Annotated in this window: 19 protein-coding genes and 1 pseudogene; 15 read left to right on the forward strand and 5 right to left on the reverse strand. The window is 42.1% G+C overall.

Going from position 1 to position 19,154, the window contains the following annotated elements:
* Nucleotide 1: 1 nt before the first annotated feature.
* From cyoD to ACLIN2_RS31390, 5 genes and pseudogenes are all read left to right on the forward strand, one after another.
* Nucleotides 2–310 (forward strand): cytochrome o ubiquinol oxidase subunit IV, encoded by a 309-nt coding sequence (gene cyoD / locus ACLIN2_RS31370; protein WP_411504655.1) that lies wholly within the window; start codon nucleotides 2–4, stop codon nucleotides 308–310.
* Between the two features lie 256 nt (nucleotides 311–566).
* Nucleotides 567–890 carry a hypothetical protein gene (locus ACLIN2_RS31375; RefSeq protein ID WP_411504656.1) on the forward strand — a complete coding sequence of 108 codons (324 nt, stop codon included), beginning with the start codon at nucleotides 567–569 and terminating at the stop codon, nucleotides 888–890.
* 369 nt (nucleotides 891–1,259) lie between these two features.
* Nucleotides 1,260–1,550, forward strand: coding sequence for a hypothetical protein (locus ACLIN2_RS31380; protein WP_411504657.1), 291 nt, complete (start codon nucleotides 1,260–1,262; stop codon nucleotides 1,548–1,550).
* Between the two features lie 91 nt (nucleotides 1,551–1,641).
* A pseudogene (gene ccsA, locus ACLIN2_RS31385) lies at nucleotides 1,642–2,851 on the forward strand (cytochrome c biogenesis protein CcsA).
* A gap of 319 nt (nucleotides 2,852–3,170) precedes the next feature.
* A complete protein-coding gene (locus tag ACLIN2_RS31390; protein ID WP_411504658.1) occupies nucleotides 3,171–4,601 on the forward strand; it encodes a peptidoglycan DD-metalloendopeptidase family protein in 1,431 nt (476 codons plus the stop codon).
* 140 nt (nucleotides 4,602–4,741) lie between these two features.
* Here ACLIN2_RS31390 and ACLIN2_RS31395 read toward each other — a convergent pair whose 3' ends face one another.
* A complete protein-coding gene (locus ACLIN2_RS31395) occupies nucleotides 4,742–6,313 on the reverse strand; it encodes a spore germination protein (RefSeq protein ID WP_411504659.1) in 1,572 nt (523 codons plus the stop codon).
* 128 nt (nucleotides 6,314–6,441) lie between these two features.
* Between ACLIN2_RS31395 and ACLIN2_RS31400 the strand changes: the two genes are divergently transcribed.
* Entirely contained in the window at nucleotides 6,442–7,149 is a 708-nt protein-coding gene (locus ACLIN2_RS31400) for a ZIP family metal transporter (protein ID WP_411504660.1), read from the forward strand.
* Nucleotides 7,150–7,162: 13 nt separating this feature from the next.
* On the opposite strand, the gene ACLIN2_RS31405 is transcribed toward ACLIN2_RS31400, so the two are convergent.
* Entirely contained in the window at nucleotides 7,163–7,612 is a 450-nt protein-coding gene (locus tag ACLIN2_RS31405; protein ID WP_411504661.1) for a CBO0543 family protein, read from the reverse strand.
* A gap of 249 nt (nucleotides 7,613–7,861) precedes the next feature.
* Here ACLIN2_RS31405 and ACLIN2_RS31410 point away from each other — a divergent pair, with 249 nt between their 5' ends.
* Complete coding sequence (locus ACLIN2_RS31410) at nucleotides 7,862–8,836, forward strand: cation diffusion facilitator family transporter (protein WP_411504662.1); 975 nt, start codon at nucleotides 7,862–7,864, stop codon at nucleotides 8,834–8,836.
* Between the two features lie 54 nt (nucleotides 8,837–8,890).
* Here ACLIN2_RS31410 and ACLIN2_RS31415 read toward each other — a convergent pair whose 3' ends face one another.
* From ACLIN2_RS31415 to ACLIN2_RS31425, 3 genes are all read right to left on the reverse strand, one after another.
* On the reverse strand, nucleotides 8,891–9,907 hold the full coding sequence (locus ACLIN2_RS31415) for a cation diffusion facilitator family transporter (RefSeq protein WP_411504663.1): 1,017 nt from the start codon (nucleotides 9,905–9,907) through the stop codon (nucleotides 8,891–8,893).
* 327 nt (nucleotides 9,908–10,234) lie between these two features.
* Nucleotides 10,235–11,485, reverse strand: a complete 1,251-nt coding sequence (locus ACLIN2_RS31420) for a cell wall-binding repeat-containing protein (protein ID WP_411504664.1) — start codon at nucleotides 11,483–11,485, stop codon at nucleotides 10,235–10,237.
* A 292-nt stretch (nucleotides 11,486–11,777) separates the two neighbouring features.
* The gene (locus ACLIN2_RS31425) at nucleotides 11,778–12,137 is read right to left on the reverse strand and encodes an ArsR/SmtB family transcription factor (protein WP_411504964.1); all 360 of its coding nucleotides are present in this window, start codon (nucleotides 12,135–12,137) and stop codon (nucleotides 11,778–11,780) included.
* 188 nt (nucleotides 12,138–12,325) lie between these two features.
* On the opposite strand from ACLIN2_RS31425, the gene ACLIN2_RS31430 reads away from it, so the two are divergent.
* From ACLIN2_RS31430 to ACLIN2_RS31465, 8 genes are all read left to right on the forward strand, one after another.
* On the forward strand, nucleotides 12,326–12,826 hold the full coding sequence (locus ACLIN2_RS31430; RefSeq protein WP_411504665.1) for a PCYCGC motif-containing (lipo)protein: 501 nt from the start codon (nucleotides 12,326–12,328) through the stop codon (nucleotides 12,824–12,826).
* Nucleotides 12,827–12,855: 29 nt separating this feature from the next.
* Nucleotides 12,856–13,140, forward strand: coding sequence for a hypothetical protein (locus ACLIN2_RS31435; RefSeq protein WP_411504666.1), 285 nt, complete (start codon nucleotides 12,856–12,858; stop codon nucleotides 13,138–13,140).
* 42 nt (nucleotides 13,141–13,182) lie between these two features.
* Nucleotides 13,183–13,764 (forward strand): copper resistance CopC family protein, encoded by a 582-nt coding sequence (locus ACLIN2_RS31440; protein ID WP_411504667.1) that lies wholly within the window; start codon nucleotides 13,183–13,185, stop codon nucleotides 13,762–13,764.
* A gap of 1 nt (nucleotide 13,765) precedes the next feature.
* Nucleotides 13,766–14,857 carry a CopD family protein gene (locus tag ACLIN2_RS31445; RefSeq protein WP_411504668.1) on the forward strand — a complete coding sequence of 364 codons (1,092 nt, stop codon included), beginning with the start codon at nucleotides 13,766–13,768 and terminating at the stop codon, nucleotides 14,855–14,857.
* A 237-nt stretch (nucleotides 14,858–15,094) separates the two neighbouring features.
* A complete protein-coding gene (locus ACLIN2_RS31450) occupies nucleotides 15,095–16,075 on the forward strand; it encodes a multicopper oxidase domain-containing protein (protein ID WP_411504965.1) in 981 nt (326 codons plus the stop codon).
* 14 nt (nucleotides 16,076–16,089) lie between these two features.
* Nucleotides 16,090–17,289: a ZIP family metal transporter gene (locus tag ACLIN2_RS31455; protein ID WP_411504669.1), complete on the forward strand. Its 1,200-nt coding sequence runs from the start codon at nucleotides 16,090–16,092 to the stop codon at nucleotides 17,287–17,289.
* Between the two features lie 12 nt (nucleotides 17,290–17,301).
* Nucleotides 17,302–17,472, forward strand: coding sequence for a twin-arginine translocase TatA/TatE family subunit (locus tag ACLIN2_RS31460; RefSeq protein WP_411504670.1), 171 nt, complete (start codon nucleotides 17,302–17,304; stop codon nucleotides 17,470–17,472).
* A 223-nt stretch (nucleotides 17,473–17,695) separates the two neighbouring features.
* Nucleotides 17,696–19,072, forward strand: coding sequence for an alkaline phosphatase (locus tag ACLIN2_RS31465; protein ID WP_411504671.1), 1,377 nt, complete (start codon nucleotides 17,696–17,698; stop codon nucleotides 19,070–19,072).
* Nucleotides 19,073–19,154 lie beyond the last annotated feature (82 nt).

Below are 19,154 nucleotides of genomic sequence, written 5' to 3' on the forward strand. Positions count from 1 at the left end.
GATGACCCATCATGAGAATCATGCAGAACATCACGGCTCACTAAAGTCGTATGTGATCGGCTATATTCTGTCGATCGTGTTGACCATTATTCCGCTTGTGCTTGTCATGAATCAAATGCTTGGCAAAACGGCTCTTGTAATCACAATTATGGTTATGGCCATTTTGCAATTCTTTGTCCAGCTATACTTCTTTATGCACATTAGAGAAGGAGAAAAGCCGCGCTACAATGTTCAAGCTCTTGTTTTGGGGATTGTAATTGTTCTTACAATCGTGGCTGGTTCGATTTGGATTATGACATTTAATACGTAAGTTATTGAAAAAGTCCGTTTCCTAACCATGAGATAAGACACAACCCTTTCATCAGCTGTGTCTTATCTCTTCTTATATAAAGGTCAAAGTTTAAATCTCCGAGAGAAACGTACGAAGGCCACCTAGAAATGGGAATAGAGCACAGATTTTTAGTTAATTTGTCAATGATGACTATAGAACTTTAGTTGTTAATCAATACCTAGTGAAGTGTCTGGTAAGCTATCACTACCCCAAAATGGAGGGTGGAAAATTACAAATGGATATGAAAACGAAATCAAAGATCATCGTGCTCGCATGTATAGCAATTCCTATAACAATAGGGATTTTTGCTTATAGGGGCTCAGTTAATGCCAATCAGGAACAGATAAAGGAAATTAAGGGGAAAATTTCAATGAAGGGAGGCAGAGTACTTAATATTAAAGTGGTGAGCTATGTAGACAGCCCTTTCGAAAAAAGTGGTAAAGGGAATACGATTTATCAAATTAGCTACCAGAAGAATGGGAAAACTCAGACCGCATGGTATCGAGCCATAAATCAATCTTCAATTTTGCGGGAAGATCCAGCGTGGTTATTTGAATGATTGCGAATGAGCAGTTTTAAGTCTTTTTGTAAAAGTACAGTCATTTATGTGAACCCTACTTTAGCAGCATTTTATTCAAATTATATATACATAAACGGATCGTGAAAGTTAACACAGTGTTGCTATGTTACTAATAGGATCGAAAAATGACATTTTGATGTCTCTGTAGAGTCCGGCCATGTTTTAATGTATTATTAAAATAATGAAACGATTGTTTGAATGTTTATGTGTAATAGGGATGATTAACGGTGAGGAAAAGATGTACTAAAAGATAAAAGTATTGAGTCTCCCCCCTGTGTAATACTATTTGAAGATTTACATTAAGAGTTTCGAAAATAAATGAAAAGACAAAAGAGAGGAGAATAATTAATGGGCCTTGCATTACTAGGAACTACTTTAATTGCCTTTATCCTTTTTGTTCTTTTTATCGTTACTAGAAGCCAATTCGACCAACAACAGACTATGAAAACTCACAAAGAAAATGTGAGGCATACGGAAATGCACAAAACAATCTTTAATTTAAAACTTGGATTGGGTGTAGCCATTATTGCTGTATCAGTAACTGTAGGATTATCAATATTCGGTAGTGGGGAAAAAGTTAATTACCTTGATCATTCACATGGATTGAGACAGCCGATGGAAAGTGAAACGCAGCGTTAGGAATTTACAATTGAATAGCTTCTCTAATATACAGATCAGAAAGATGATAAAGACAGATTATTAGATCTAAGCACGACCAAGGAGGATAACACTGATGCTAATCCAAGTAAGTGATTGGCTATTGGATTTGGCTTTTGTACTTTACGTGCTCTCGTCCATTACTTTTGTCATCGCATTGACAGGAAGGAACTGGGCGGGACGGGATCCGATGCAACATGAGCAACGCTATAGTAGTGTAGCTTATTGGCTTTCTCGCTCAGGGAGGATACATTGTTACCCGATGGATTGCGGGTGGTCATAGCCCAACAAGTAACATGTTTGAATTCATGGCTTTCCTGGACTTCTGTATTATTTTGGCATACCTGATCATCTACAGAATCTATAGAATGAACGTGATTGGGGCATTTGTTCTACCACTTGGAGTGATCATGTTGGGCTATGCCTACGTCTTCCCAAATGAAGTCACTCCACTCATTCCAGCGTTACAAAGCTATTGGTTACAAATTCACGTAACCACAGCAGCCTTGGGAGAAGGAATTTTAACAGTCGGTTTTGCTGCTGGATTGATGTATTTAATTCGAACAATACCTCAAGATATTGTTACTAAAGGAACAAGATGGTTAGAGTTTGTACTGGTAGTCGTACTCATGCTCGTTGGGTTTATCGGTATGGATATGACTTTTTCACGATTAAATCAAAGTACCATGTTTCAAATGCCACAAAAAGTGATGGATAATTCGGGACAATTGGTGAATCAGACTGTGGAGTACGTTCTCCCTGCTATAGTAGCCCCAGCAAATTCTACCATAAGAATGCCAGGACCAATGTCCCCATGGTTTGAAGCTCCTGCTTGGATGGTGGGGAAAGACTCAGCACGGAAATTGAACACAATGTTCTGGTCGATTCTCTCTGGTGTCGTGCTCTACGGAATACTTCGTTTGCTTTTACGCAAACGATTAGGTGCCGTTATGCAACCTTCGCTTAAAGGGATTGATCCTGAATTATTGGACGAAATTAGTTATCGTGCCATTAGTATAGGTTACCCAGTGTTCACACTTGGCGCTCTCATTTTCGCTATGATCTGGGCTGAAGAAGCATGGGGTCGGTTCTGGGGATGGGATCCCAAAGAAGTTTGGGCGTTGATTGTCTTTCTGTTTTACAGCGCGTACCTACATCTTAGGCTCTCTCGTGGTTGGGTAGGTACAAAGTCTGCGTGGATGTCGGTCATTGGCTTCGTTATTATTCTGATCACATTGGTGGTCGTGAACCTAGTAATTGCTGGTTTACATTCCTACGCATAACGAATAGATGAATTTGTTTTTTTATAATAGCCTTGCAGAAAAAGTAAGCCCGACCTTGAGTAAGGGCTTACTTTTTTCTTAGCTGACGATAATCAACTCAAGATAACATTTGAAACCAGTTCTTTAAGAGTCAGCTTCGAATTAAATACAATTGTTCATTATATAGTTTGCAACGGTTGTACATCTTATAACATTTAAATGACTATTTGATGAATCCTTCAGTCCATCTACTTGTCGAACTCGATTTTTGTATGATAAAGTCGAATATGTCGGGAAAAAGATAATTCCAAAATCCAAAGGACGTCCAGGAGGCAGTAAAATGTTTGGTACCAATTGGATAGCCCTATTTCGAGAAAAAGTAAAAGATGTAAAGTCCATTTTTTCAAAAAACAAAAAAGTCAAATTGTTTGTTGGGTTAGCTTTCTTGCTTACAACAACGGGTGTTGCATATGCGGAGCATATTGATAACTCTCATATGGTAACTGTTTATCAGCTGGAACTGAACGGGAAAGAAATAGGAGTTGTAAGCAGCCCTACGGTTATTCAAGAGTGGCTAAATACCAAATTGAACAAAGGCGGAAAACAGAGTAATGCCATTGAATTAAAATTGGCAGACCGTATTACTTTTAAGGAACAAAAACAGCTTAATGGTCGCTATGACAATGAAGCTGCTTTAGAGGCTCTTTCTAGAGAGACGGAGTTGAAAGTATCAGCAGTAAAAGTTGAAGTTGGAGGCAATATAGTTGGTTATGCAGCTAATCAAGAGGAGATTGATAAGGCACTCTCGCAGCTTAAGCAGCAATATGTCGGAAATTCCAAAAGTAATGTTACAGCAGCCTCTCTCGATGAGCAAACAAAGGTAAAGCAGGTAAAGTTTAAAGAAACTGTTGAAACGGGGAAAAGCTCGGCCCCTGCTTCTGAGATCCTTTCTACTGACGAGTTGATACAAGTCTTTTCGAATGGCTTGATGACCCCAACTATTCATACTGTCAGTGAAGGAGATTGCCTCGGGTGTATTGCAAATAAATACGGAGTTAAGCTCTCCGATATCCTTGACAGTAATCCAGGTTTAAATGAAAACTCGTTATTGCAGATTGGTCAGCAAATAAATGTTACGGTATCGAAACCTCTATTAACAGTTGAAGTTACAGAAGAGGTTGAGAAAAGCGAGAGAATCCCCTTTAATTTAGAAACCAGAACAACTGATAAACTACCGAAAGGCGAAACAAGGGTAATTCAACCAGGAATAGAGGGCACGAAAAGGGTTACATACCAGATTATTAAAGAAAATGGAAAAGCGGTAGAACGCAAAGTAATTCAGGAAGAAACCATTACGAAACCTAATGCAAAAATCGTAGAACGGGGTACGAAGGTCGCTTCAGCCACAGGAAATATGACTTGGCCAGCAAACGGAGTACTGACGAGCCGTTATGGTCAGCGATGGGGTAGACTACATAAAGGGTTAGATATTGCAGGCTCAGGGTCCATACGGGCCACAGGAAGTGGAAAGGTAGTTTTAGCTGGTTGGTACGGAGATTACGGGAACGCCGTCATTATTGACCATGGGAACGGTGTCCAGACTTTATATGGACATATGAAATCTTTGCGTGTAAGCGAGGGAGAACAGGTTAGCAAAGGTACATCAATTGGTATTATGGGATCAACCGGTGATTCGACTGGGATACACGTCCATTTTGAAGTGAGGAAAGGTGGACAGGTCCAAAATCCGATGAATTACTTAAAAAGATAAAACCGCTACCAGCCCCACTGCTCTTTTAAAAGCGCAGTGGGGTTCTGTTTATATAAAATCACTATTGCAAAAGTCATCCCCACTTCGGACCATTGAGCTGTATGCTTCACGATTGTTCCTATTCGAAGGAAATGCTTGTTTTACGGCCCTCCGTCCTGCCCTCCCCCTTGTTGAACTAGGTTGGCAAAACCATCGTCCATTCGCCTAACATCATGAGTCCTTTCAAAGCTCGGTCGGTTTTCCATCACTGGCCAGGGAGCTCTAATAAGGATATCTTTGAAATCTCCTACCGACATTGGTGCAATCGGTGATAAATAAGGCATGCCAAAAGAACGCAGGTTTGCCATATGTCCGATAAGTACCATGACACCAACCAGGATTCCGTATACTCCAAGAATCGAAGCCGCAATCATCAGGGGAAAGCGAAGCATCCGAAGGGAGATGGCTGCGTTAAAGTGGGGGATCGTAAACGAGGCGATTCCAGTGATGGAAACGACAATGACCATCGGTGAAGAGACGATCCCCGCATGGACAGCCGCGTGGCCAACAATCAGCGCCCCAAGTATACTGACCGATTGACCAACCGCCTTCGGGAGGCGAATTCCCGCTTCCCGCAAAGCTTCAAAGGATATTTCCATGATAAGTGCCTCGACTATAGCCGGAAAAGGAATGGACTCTCGTGCTGCGGCAATGCTAAGCAAAAGAGTGGTAGGCAGCATTTGTTGATGAAAAGTAGTGATAGCCACATAGGAGGCAGGAGTGAGCAGCGCGATAACCAAAAACAGATAGCGCAACCAGCGGACTAATGTCGCCATTTGAAATCGTTCATAATAATCTTCGTTTGCTTGCATCATCATCCAGAAGGTAGCAGGTACAATTAACACCATCGGACTTCCGTCTACGAAAATGGCGACACGCCCTTCCAAGAGTGCTCCCGCTACGGTGTCAGGCCGTTCTGTGTACATGACCTGGGGAAACGGCGAGTACGTGCTGTCCTGGATCAACTCTTCGATGTATCCGCCCTCCAAGATGGCATCCATATCAATGTTGCTGATCCGACGAGACACTTCCTCCACGATTTGCAGATCCGCAATTCCCTCCAAGTAAGCCAGATTAATGTTGGTACTCGATTCTCTACCGACGACCAACGACTTCATTTTCAGTCTGGGGGTTTTTAGCTTCCGACGGAGCATCGAGGTATTCGTCCTAATATTTTCAATAAAACCTTCTCGGGGACCGCGCACGACCGCTTCGCCTTCTGGTTCGTTTACTGAGCGTTTTTCCGCTCCTTGGATGCTTAGTGTTAGGCCTTCCTCATTTCCATCTACGAGTATCCCCGTAGTGCCAGAGAGAACTGCCTGCAATAGATTTTTGTATTCGTTCACTTTAGTAATTTGCGAGACTGGCAGTAAAGCTTTTTCAATTACATGGATATCATCGTCTCCATTTTCCAGGACCATCAAGGTTTGTAGTACTTGATTCACTTCCTTGGTATCGATCAGGCCGTCCACAAAAACAAGAATTGCATTGACACTGTTGTTTAGCTTGAATTCTCGAATAACGAAATCAGAGCAGTCTGAGAAAAGACGTTTCAAAAAGGAGATGTTATCCTCGAGTTTGTAAAAAAGGGGAAAGCCGTCCAGTTCAATCAGACTACAATTATCGATAGTTTCAATTAGTTCTTTTGTGTTGTCTTCTTTTGAGAATATCATCTCTTCACCAACCACTGGAAACTTACCTGTATTATGGGATGTTGGGTGAATTAATATGTAGGAAAGCCATTCCCGTAAATGGCATGTCGTCAACCCCGCATACATATATCAGTCATGGGGGGATAAGCATGCTTGGGATTATGACTTTTTGTAGTTTAGGGCTATGTGCGGGTGCTTTTCTTGCATATGCTGGAAACAAGCTGAACCAGATGTGGCTCTCAGCCATCATTGCATTGTCAACGGGTGTAATCATAGGGCTCATATTCACGGATTTCTTGCCAGAGGCAGTGGAAATAGGTGGAGTCTCGTGGGCAGCTGCAGGGGCAGTAATCGGGTATCTAGTTGGATACACATTCGACCGTCGTTTTCACTCGCATAAACATATTCATCAAGAGGAAAATAACTCATTCATGCGATCCGGGATGCTGATCGGAGCAAGTATAGCTCTGCATAACTTTCCAGCAGGACTATTACTGGGCAATACCTTTATACATTTGCCACACCTTGGACGGGAATTAGGGATGGTCATGTTTTTTCACAATGTCCCCGAAGGGTTGGCTATGGGTGTTCCCCTGGTCATGGCAAAAGTAAGACCCGTAAATGTAATGATGCTCGTCTTGCTAGTAAGCGCTCCATTCGCGATAGGTGCTGTATTGGGGGCGCTCGTCGATCTAAAGGAAGTTGGACTCTTGGCTCTCATGATTGGCCTTGCATCAGGAACAATCTTGTACGTATCATGGTTTGAAGTGTTTCTAAAATCCTTACGAGGGATTTATGTTTCTGTAGCGTTTCTCTTGTTTATACTTGGCTACTATGCCAGCGTTATTTTGCTATGAAGATAATAGGTATTCACGGTAAGACGGAGTGTTTTCTTAAGAGAAAATAATACAATAACCCTAATGTATAGGTGAGTATATACGAAAAAAATGTCAAGGTAATGTTCCAGCCATTGTGATAAACGATTTTTCCTATTAGCACGTAGGTTAGTTCTAAAACGGTTGTAAATGAGCTAAACAGAAAAAGAATTAACCATGTAGAGAGTTTCTTTCTTTGAACGAAGTGGATGAAAAGGGAGCCAAGTACCGGATAAACACCCAAATCAAGTGGTAAACAATTCATAAACTCTGTTTCTTTCGGGAGTATATCCCAAAAATCGAGAAACACCCCAAACTCATTGGTCGACAAAGCAATAACGGCTGCGAAAGGGGCAATTGTTAACACTAGTTTAGGGTTTTTTTTGAAGAGAAGTCCACCAGCGATCCAGGGAAGAATAAATCCTAATACGATGTTGGAAAGCATACTGTTCATCACCTGTTTATATTCTGCTCCATAATGTAATGGCTAACCCAATACGAGCCTTCTCCCAAAATAAGGGGAAAGGCTCGTGTTTTCATTGTGAATCTATAGGGTATGTCGGAAGTGCATCTGTGATCCATATGGGCTAAATTATGGCCTCATCCGTATATCAAGCGTGCAATGGCATAAAACTAAGTACAAATTTGCTAAAAGACAAACTGGTTATATGGTGAATAGCAGGAGGATATGCAAATGAGCAAACAAGAATCAAAACACCGTGACAACAAGGTCCAACATGGTGATGACCACAACCATTCAACTGGAGGTGGTCATCACGTGCACGTTGCACAAAGCAAGCTGAAAACGGCAATTATTCTAGGGTTTATTGTATTAGCAGGCGAAGTAATTGGCGGGATATGGGCAAATAGCCTAGCTCTTTTAACTGATGCAGCTCACATGTTAACAGACGTAATGGCCCTTATTGTGGCATACTTCGCAATTCGAGCATCGACGGCACCGCCATCAAAACTCATGACATTTGGGCGTCATCGGATAACCATACTAGCTGCTTTGTTTAACGGCTTAACTTTGATTGGTATCGTTTTTTTTGTAGGAGGAGAGGCATATAAGCGATTGTTAAATCCCCAACCAGTAGAAAGTACAGTATTATTCATTACCGCGACAATTGGTGTGGTTGTGAATTTATATATCGGTTTGGGAATGCGTGATCAAGCTGACAATGTCAATATTAAGAGTGCGATGCTGCATGTACTAGGGGATGCAGCTGCATCAGCAGGTGTAATTGTCGCAGGGATTATCATGTATTTTACCAAATGGTATATTGTTGACCCGATTTTAAGTTTTTTCATTGCCCTCATTGTGGCGGTCAGTGCATGGCGTGTACTGAAAGAATCTTACATTGTACTTATGGAAGGTACACCCGTTGGGATTGATTTTGATCAAGTAGTAGCGACCATTCGTTCCATTTCAGGTGTCAAAGACATACATGACCTGCATATCTGGAGTCTAACATCCAATCGTAACGCAATGAGCGGACATATTGTGGTAGATGGGGGAATGACAGTAGGCAAAGCACAGGGGATCATACGTGAGTTGGAGAGGCAGGTTGCACAAAAATTCCGGATTGGGCACGTCACGATACAAGTGGAAGATGAGGGGCACCCACATCCGGATATGTTTGGAATTGACCGGGAGTGGGTGCACTGATGTGCTAATAGGCAGTGGAGGGTTTAATCTGGTTTTTACTGCTTTCGTCTTCGCTCAATGAACGTGTCCATCGTTATTTTTGTGTTGATGGTGCATATGATCATCATTATTATGGTCGTGCTGGTGGTCATGCTCATGAGATGGGCCAACCTGGCACATCATTTCACCATGTAGGACCGAGGAATTTTCTATCTGAATAGTAGCATGCGTAATCCCGAAATTATCCTTTAACAAGTGCAAAGCTTCTTGAAGAACTGGATAACTTGGAAGATCATCTTTAACATGAATATGTGCAGTCAACGAATCAAAACCTGACGTAACCGTCCAAACATGAAGATCATGGACGCTAGTAACTCCTGGGATGGTGGTAAGTGCGTCTTTTACTTTCTGGGTGTCGATATTCGAAGGGCTTCCTTCCATCAGAACATTTACGGATTCTTTTGTTACACGCCAAGCACTGGACATGATTAGAATACCAACGATAATGCTAATGATCGGATCTGCAATATACCAACCAAATTTCCACATAAGAAAGCCCGCAACGATTGCCCCGACAGATCCGAGCATATCACCGAGAACGTGGAGAAAAGCACTTCGCATGTTCAGATTGTTTTTGTAATCTCCCCGCATCAAAACAAAAGCTGCTGCAATATTGGCCAAAAGACCGATAAAGGCTATCCCCATCATGGAAAGGCTGGCTACTTCGGGTGGGGCAGATAGTCGCTGATACGCTTCCCAGAAAATGAAGATGGATATCACAACGAGTGTGATTCCGTTCAGCAGTGCTACAAGGATTTCGGTGCGATAAAATCCATACGTTTTGGTAGGCGAAGGTGGTTTTGCTGCAAAATACATAGCAACTAAGCTAAGAAACAGAGCAGACGAGTCACTCAGCATATGCCCTGCATCAGAAAGAAGCGCTAAGCTGTTGGTAAGAAATCCTCCGATGACTTCAATAATAAGAAACGTCGTAATAATCACCAGGGAAAGTAGAAGTGCCTTTTTGTTAGCCCCTTTTCCATGGCTATGTCCATGTCCGTGATCGTGGGAATGTCCATGATGAAGTCCCAATGAAATCCCTCCTTATAACGATTATTGTTCCTAATGTAACTCAGATTATAGACGATTATAAACAAATGTTCAAATGAATATTTGAATGTCACGGAAAAATGGGTATAAACGGAAATGGAACCATGCCAATAAATTGAAGGGGTTCTATCCAACTATCTATGGACTAAAACATGTATCGCTGAGTCATGACTACTAACTATAAGCGAGTCGATAAGCCATGCAACAACCAGCAGGGGTTAACTTTTTAGGGAATGGATAAGATGTTTATTTTTCTGGTATCAAAAAGAAAATCGCTGTTGCAATCAGCAATCAGCGACCCTCAACGAATTAGTGCTTCATCCCAGGCATTTGGGTTGAGTCTGTTTGTTTGTTGTTATCCATTCCCCCCATGTTACCATGTCCACCACCTGATTCAGACGTGATTTCCAACATACTATCAATTTCTGCTTGCGCATTCGATGTCATAGTGTTTTGGTCACCAGTAATCCAGGCATGGTTGTAAGGCCCCTCTGCGGGGGACAGTTTATATTTTGGTTGAATGGACATTAGGTAAGACATAACTGGCGATGGCATTTTATCTTGGCCAGTCCATAATAAAGGGGCATGTTTTCCCATATGTGAAAAAGGCGTTTGTGCGATCGCCAATGCAGGTGATCCTATTACCATAAAGGATACGTTGTGTCCCGGCGATGTGATACCCCAGCCAAATTGCGTTGCAGAATCTTTAAACTTTGCGAATGCGATGGCATTTTCGTATGGATCGTTACCAGAGATCCTTGTAACCTTGCCGTATTGTTTTAACTGTTGCTCTACGTTTGATGAAACCACCAATTCGGGACCCAATAGGTAGATATTTGCTTGTCCGTTTCTGGTCTTCAGGGCATCATTCGTTTCTTGTGGAATTTCGTCTTTCTTTACATAAAGTAAAGGTTCCGGCATGTGGGCAATCCAGTTAGTTGCGGGTAACGTGAAATCTGGACTATCCATTGAACCGATTATTACGGATTGGGGTACAGATCCCGCAACTTTCGCGTAATAAGCATCAATTGCTTTGGCATAATCCGCTGGGTTTTTTCCTTGGATTCGATCAAATTTGAACTCAAGCGATTTTATTTGCTCTTCCACGTTCTTATCAAAATTCCCCACAAGAATGACCTGTATGTTTTGGTTCTGAGGCGATCCAATCGGGTTTAAGCGTTTAAGCTCATTTATAGTAACATCGGGGATTTGATCTTGCCTAGAAAACAAAACAGGACCGTTATTCGGGAAGTGGATTAAATCGGTACTAACCAATGCTGATTGCCAATCATCTGGATTTACAAGCACGACTCCACCAGGACGGGATTGATCGTTGGTCGATGTCCAAATGGTTTTCGAAACTATAACTGCAGCCTCGAAAGGATCGCTTGTATTAATTCTCGTCGTATTTTTTGTTGCTACCCAAGGTATCTTATTCTCTAACTGGCTCCCCGTTGGCTGATTTCTAGAGGGGGATTTTTCAGGAACGGCGCTTGTACATCCTGCAACTAAAAGTGCAGAAGTTAAGCATATAATGCCTGCAAATTTTTTAATTTTCATACCAAAATAATCAACTCCTTTTCTATGGTTATTTACAACTTAAGTAACGTTAGGATTAGTTTACCTATTAGTTGTGAAGAAATTATGTGGAACAAAAGAAACGAATGCATTAGTACTTCAAATAGGTCAGCGAAATAAAGATCACAGGCTATTAAACTGAAGGAGGTAAACATCTCCTATTTGTCTGAATTTCTCCAACTTCCTGGATAGTATTCAGAAAAGACAAAACCGGTAGTCCTTTGTTAGGACGTACCGGTTTAAAAGTAATATACAACTGTGTAATTCGATTGCGTCAGCGAATCAATGATTTTTGTTCTTTAGCATGTTCCACGCCTGCTGAGATGAGATGACGCACATGATCATCATCTAAGGAGTAAAAAACCATCTTTCCCTCCTTACGATATTTAGTCAGCCCCATATTGTGCAGCAGTCGCAAATGATGCGAAGTATTGGCAATAGAACTGCCAATAATGGAGGAAATATCGTGAACACAGAGTTCTTCATCTAATGACAAAAGGTGAACAATCTTGGCGCGTGTATCATCCGCTAAGGCCTTGAAAATTTTTGCAACGCCCTCAGACTCAGCGGCGTAAGGTTTAAGTCTATTCACTTTCTCATCATCAAAACATTGAACCTCGCAGACATCATCCATTTCTTTTTTAGCCACCGTGAATCACCTCTTACATACTTACAGTGTCTTCTTAGTATAGTCATTCTAATGAAAAGTGAAAAGGAAAAGTGACATTTTGATGGCTTTGTAGAGCTTAAAAAGGTTTTCATGTACTATTAAAATGATTAAAAGATTATTTGATTAAGGATGTACAGGAGAGGAGAATTACGTTGAAATCATCACTTTCATGGTTGATCGGTATCATAGCTACTATCCTAATAACAGGGTGTTCAACTCAAAATGCTGCTCCGGTAGCAACCGATGAGCATTCCCGGCAACAGCATAGTAGCATGCCAAGTGACATTCAAGAAACAACGGCCTCCATAAAAGTGCTTCCAACTTTTTTGGACAAGGGTGATCCGCAAATCAAACTTATTTATCAAATCGCAGGTTTGAGCAATGATTTATTACAATGGATCCCTTGTTATTGTGGATGTGGGGAAGAGGCCGGTCACAAGAATAACGGAAATTGCTTTATTAAAGAGGTAAAGAAGGATGGGTCTGTTGTTTGGGATGACCATGGAACACGGTGTGGAACTTGTTTGGAGATTGCGTTCACTTCTTCCAAGATGTTAAAAGAGGGAAAGAGTATAAAAGAAATTCGGACCTTTATTGATGACACCTATAAAGACGGTTACGGTAAACCTACACCAACTCCCATGCCAAGCTAGGAAATAAATATAGATAGGAGTAAATATCCATGGAAAATGTACTAGAGCAACAGTGTCCTAGTTGCACTTCAAAGAAAGTTGACATCACACATACCATCAATCGTGTTCTGTACGGTTCTTTATATGTTGTAATGATTGGAATCGCAGCTTGGATAGCCATAGCGACGCAAGGATCACCTATGGTTTATCTACTTATCGGTTTAGGTGCTTCATTTGTTCTATTTGTTATTCGGTTAATGTTGGAGAAGAGAAAGATTACGAAATGTAAGTGTTTAGATTGTGGTAATAATTGGCAAGTTCAAAGTGGAAAGTGAATTTCTGGCCCTTTAAATGTTAGGGTATTGGAGGAAATGATGATGAATGTTAGGCGATCTACTCATCTCGGTAAAGTGCTTCTTCTTATTATGGTTTTTTGTTTCACAATGATTCCATCAGTTGTGTTTGCCCATACTGGATTGGAACAATCCACACCAAAAGATGGCGAAACTGTAGAGGATGTAAATGAGATAACCCTTACATTCGAGTCCAAAGTAGAGAAGGGAAGCTCTTTTAGCTTAATGAACGAAAATGGCGAGCTGGTTCCTGTTGACTCCATACAGATTAACAACCAGGTAATGAGTGGGAGCGTACCTAGCACTATCTCAGACGGGCCCTATACAGTTAACTGGAAGATAATTGGTGCCGACGGTCATCCAATTGAAGGGAAGTATTCTTTTCAAGTGAAAGGAAATAAGACAGAAACGCAGCCTACAAGCCAAAATCAAACTACCACACCTGCTACACCAGAACCAACTGTTACACCGGAACCTAGCGTTGCCCAAACGCCAGTTTCTAGCGGGAATTCAAATTCCTATACGATCTTGTGGATCGCGGCGATCGTCATTTTTGTGATAGTCCTTGTATGTATCGGCTTGATCCTTCGGAAGAAGGGAAAGTAACGTGTTTATTATAAGTGAAATCCTATTGTATCTTTGTTTTTCTATTGTTATGGGAGGCTTGATCCTACAGGTAGTTCCAGAGGATCGTAAGCCCCCGATTATGTTGCCGAAATCAGTAATCCTTCTTTCAGTGACAGGGATTGCTTTATTATCCTTTATGCCAGTACTACGGGTTATCTTGTATTTCATCTCTGATCCCAATATACCCCTAGCAGATCTCATTACCTCTATCCTGTTCACGTTTGAAGTAGGAAAAGGATGGCTTGTAACCCTGGTCCTTTCTGTTCTATTGTTTGGTCTGATCACAGCTGCTTACCAAAGAAATGCTTCTCCAGAGCTCATGGTTATATCAATCTTGGTAGCCATAGGTCTTGAAATAGCTTTAGGCTGGTCGAGTCACGCTGCGTCCTTGTATGAGTGGGGAGGCTTCATCGCACATACCGCACATTTCATGGCAATGAGTATCTGGATTGGGATTCTTCTTTTGTCGGGATGGTTTTCAAAGAGCGATTCAAATTGGGATCGATTCTTACAGTGGTTTCATCCTGTTGCTGCCATTTGTGTTTTAGTAACCATCGTTGCCGGTCTTGTTCTCACAATTTACATCGCACCCGACTACTACAACTCCTGGATCCTACCCTATGGTCAGGCTTTGCTATTCAAACATTTACTGATTGTACCACTCCTCATTTTTGGAGTTATCAATGGTTTCTTGGTGAAAAGGCGGTTACGAAATGAGGTTGGTTTCACCCCGATTCCTTGGACCAGGGCAGAAAGTATCCTTGTATTGATGGTTTTTTCAGCAACTGGTTTCATGAGTGTACAGGAACCGCCCCACGATGTGGCACAGACGCTGAAGATGGCTGATCCATCTTCCTTGTTTGTGCAGCTGTACCAAGGTGTTTTGACGAAAAATCCGCAGCTGACTCTTACATGGACTCCCATGAGTTTATTGCTTGCAATTGCGGCGTTATTGTTTGGGGTTATGTTATTCCTCACTTTCCAAAAGAAAATGTCTCCATTTTTCGGTGTTTTTATGGGGGTTATGTTCGTTCTTTCTGGATATCTTTCAATGATGCTTGCAGTTGTATAAATCACTAAAGCCCGTCCAAATAAGGACGGGCTTTTTATAATAATGGTTTACAAAATAAGCTCAATCGACATATGATTAGATCAGGATGTTTGCCTGGTGCAAAAAAATGTCACATAGGAAACATGCCTTTTTTTATCCTTAATGTTGCATCAGGGAAACTTTTATAATTTAATAAAACTTTTTTGAGGAGGGGAAATAGTCTTGTCGAAAAAAGTGGATAGGCGTCAAATCTTAAAGATGGGGATGTTCGGTACTCTGGGCGCATTGGGGGCAACTGTTTTAGCGCCATTCGAACGGGTTTTTGGTTCCGGTATGCAAGTGAGTGCAATGACGAGCACAACAATGGACCATGCTCGCAAGGGACACGGCTACAACCCGGGAAACGAGATTACGGAAGGATTGAAAATGGCACAAAAGGTGCTGACCGATTTTGATTACGGAAAGGTGAGTATTCTACCCAACGGGCAGACGTTAAGGGAGTTTGAAATCACCTCAACGGAGCAATCTGTTGAGGTGGCCAAAGGGATGATGTTTCCAGGGTGGGTATATAATGGACGGATCCCTGGTCCAACCATCCGTTGTACAGAGGGAGACAGAATTCGCGTCACTTTCAAGAATTTGTCCAGTCATCCGCATAACATTCACTTTCACGGTATACATCCGACGAATATGGATGGGCTGGAGCCGGTGGCACCGGGAGAAACCTTTACGTATGAATTTGATTGCAAACCGCATGGCCTACATGTTTATCACTGCCACGTCATGCCACTGTCACGCCACATCCATAAAGGAATGTACGGCAATTTCATAATCGACCCCAAAAAACCGAGGGAGAAGGCTCTGGAACTTAATATGGTGATGAACGGGTTTGATCTGGATTTGGATGGCGAAAACGATATTTACACTGTCAATGGATACGCGTTTGCCTTTCACAATCATCCTATCCAGGTTAAAGCAGGAGAACTTATCCGAATTTATCTCAGCAATATGACCGAATTTGATTTGCTGAACTCGTTTCACTTGCATGCAAACTTTTTCCACTATACAGCAAATGGACATGAGTCAAATCCGCGTATATTCACGGATACCATCTCCCAGATTCAAGGGGAACGAGGAATACTTGAAATTGTGTTCCCTGAGCCAGGGCGCTATATGTTCCATGCTCATCAAAGCGAATTTTCCGAATTAGGCTGGATGGGATTTTTTGAAGCCAAGTAATAGGAGGGTAGACGATGAACCACCTGAAATCGTATGGAAAAGAAAAAAAGGCCAGCAGATGGTTTTTGACAGCGCTTCTGCCCGCCGGATTATTAATTGTGGCTCTGTCCCTGTTCTTTACTCTGGGTATTGGAGTAGAGCAAGATCCGGCAGCACCAATCGAAAATGTGTCCATAAAACGGGTAGAAGTGGTGAAGGACGGATTTGTTCTGGATGTAGAAAATGTTGGACCTGAAGATGTGACAATAGCTATGCTGATGGTCAATGATGCAATCTGGAACGTTGATTTTCAACCATCCAATAAATTGGCCAGGTTTGAGTCAGGGAAGATATACATCCCTTATCCGTGGATATATGGGGAGCCACACCGAATTAAATTGATGACAGCCAATGCCATAGCTTTTGAAACGGAAGTTCCAGTCGCGCAGATAACGCCTGTACCATCTGCGGGGTTGTTTGCGAAGTACGCCATAATCGGATTGTATGTCGGTGTCGTACCTGTTGGGTTGGGACTGCTATGGTATCCATTTATGAGGAATTTCTCCCGTAGAGGCATTCACGCCATGTTGGCATTGACCATTGGATTATTGGTTTTCCTTGTGGTGGATACATTTGAGGAAGGATTGGAAATAGCAGGTGAAGCAGCGGCTGTATATCAAGGGGTAAGTGTATTATTCTTAGGAGCACTTCTCAGCTTTTTAGGGCTAGTTGCTTTTGACCAATATAACGATAGAAAGCTATGCGGGAATCATTCAGGTTTACGTACATCATATCTTCTCGCTAGTGGGATCGGTCTTCATAACTTGGGGGAAGGGTTGGCGATAGGATCAGCTTTTGCGTTGGGAAAAGGAGCTCTTGGTACCTTCTTAGTCATCGGGTTCACCCTGCACAATATTACAGAAGGCATAGGGATTGCGGCACCGTTGTTAAATGAGAAACCCAAGGCGCGTACTTTCTTGTCGCTTGCTGTGATAGCTGGGGCACCTGCTATTTTTGGAACATGGATTGGTGGATTTGCCTTTTCTCCGATCCTGGCTACGCTATTTTTGGGGATCGGGGCTGGGGCAATCATTCAGGTGATTTACGTCATCACTCGTCACTTGTTTAAGGAGAGCAACGAGTGGAAGTTGCCTTCTATTTCTTGGTTGAATGTCGCAAGCATGTTTGTGGGAATTGTCATCATGTACGCGACTGCTTTTCTGGTGAAGTTTTAAGGAGGGAAAGGTATGCTATCGAGCATTGGAATACCAGGGTTGATATTGATACTTGTCATCGCTCTTGTCATGTTCGGACCAAGCAAACTTCCACAAATCGGCCGGGCAATCGGCGATTCCATTCGGGAGTTTAAGAAATCAACAAAAGACGTATTTGAAGATGATACTAGTAGTAAAGGATAACATCTGATAATGAGAAACCAATAAGAAAAGTCTATAGGGGTCCTGTTCTTGCCCAGTGGGGAGAACAAGGGCTCATTTATTTGATGATGAGAAATTATGTCGTTATTTAACCCTACTTTACCGTTTCCTTACACTTCTTTACATACAGATCGCTATTTCTCAATATACGAATACTAGAATCTTATATGAAGCATACGAAAATTCATTCTTTAGGAGGTACAAGATGTTACGTACATTCCCCAAAAAGCTGGTACCCATGGCTGTGATCTCTTCTTTAGCTATTACGGCCGCATTTTATGGAGTGAATCTTGGTCCTGTAAAAGCAGAAGAAAATAAAGAGAATAATGCACAAATTAAAAATGTCATCTTCTTAATCGGTGACGGTATGGGTCCGGCATATACAACAGCATACCGTTATATGAAGGATGACCCGACAACTCCTACTAAGGAGCTAACAGAGTTCGACAAATATCTTGTCGGAACCCAAATGACTTACGCTGATGATGATAAGCAAAACATTACAGACTCTGCGTCCGCAGCCACTGCAATGTCTGCCGGTGTAAAAACTTATAACAATGCGATTGCAGTAGACAACGACAAATCGGAAGTTGAGACAGTCCTTGAACGAGCGAAGAAAGTGGGCAAGTCTACTGGCTTGGTGGCTACTTCTGAAATTACACATGCTACACCAGCTGCTTACGGTGCTCATGATGAAAGCCGTAAGAACATGGACGCAATTGCAAACGACTACTTTGACGAAATGGTCAATGGCCAGCATAAGATTGATGTAATGCTGGGTGGTGGTTTGGGTAACTTTGACCGTAAAGATCGAAACCTAACGGAAGAATTTAAGAAAGCAGGCTACAGCTATGTAACAAATAAGCAAGATCTGTTGAAAGATAAGAATGACAAAATTCTCGGATTGTTTGCCCCTGGCGGAATGGACAAAATGATTGACCGCTCTGAAGCGACCCCTTCCCTCGAAGATATGACAACAGCTGCTATTGATCGTCTAAGCAAAGATAAAGATGGTTTCTTCTTGATGGTGGAAGGAAGCCAGATAGACTGGGCTGGACACGATAATGATATCGTTGGCGCAATGAGCGAGATGGAGGATTTTGAAAAGGCATTTAAAGCGGCAATTGATTTCGCGAAGAAGGACGGACACACGTTGGTGGTAGCTACTGCTGACCACTCCACAGGTGGATTATCTGTTGGTGCAAAAGATCAATACAACTTCCTCGTAGCACCCATTAAAGCAGCGAAACGTACGCCAGATGTCATTTCTGCAGAAATCGCGAAAGGTGCAAATGTTGAAGAAACACTTAAGAAGTATATTGACCTGGAACTGACAACGGAAGAAATCGCATCTGTGAAGAAGGCTGCCGAAACGAAAAAACAAGTGGATATCGACAATGCGATCGAATCAATTATTAATACCCGTTCCTTTACAGGCTGGACAACCGGTGGACACACAGGAGAAGACGTGAACGTATATGCGTTTGGCCCTGGGAAAGAAAAGCTCTCTGGTTTGATTGATAACACGAAAAATGCAGAAGTAATTTTTGAAATTTTGGGTGGAACGAAAGGTAAAAAATAATTAAGGTCCGTGGTGACAGGCTGCCGAGCAACTTTGGCAGCCTGTTCCTTTGCCCTGGAGACTTCATCAAAGGATGAGGTCT

This window comes from Brevibacillus centrosporus, assembly GCF_046622605.1.
Lineage (GTDB): Bacteria > Bacillota > Bacilli > Brevibacillales > Brevibacillaceae > Brevibacillus > Brevibacillus centrosporus.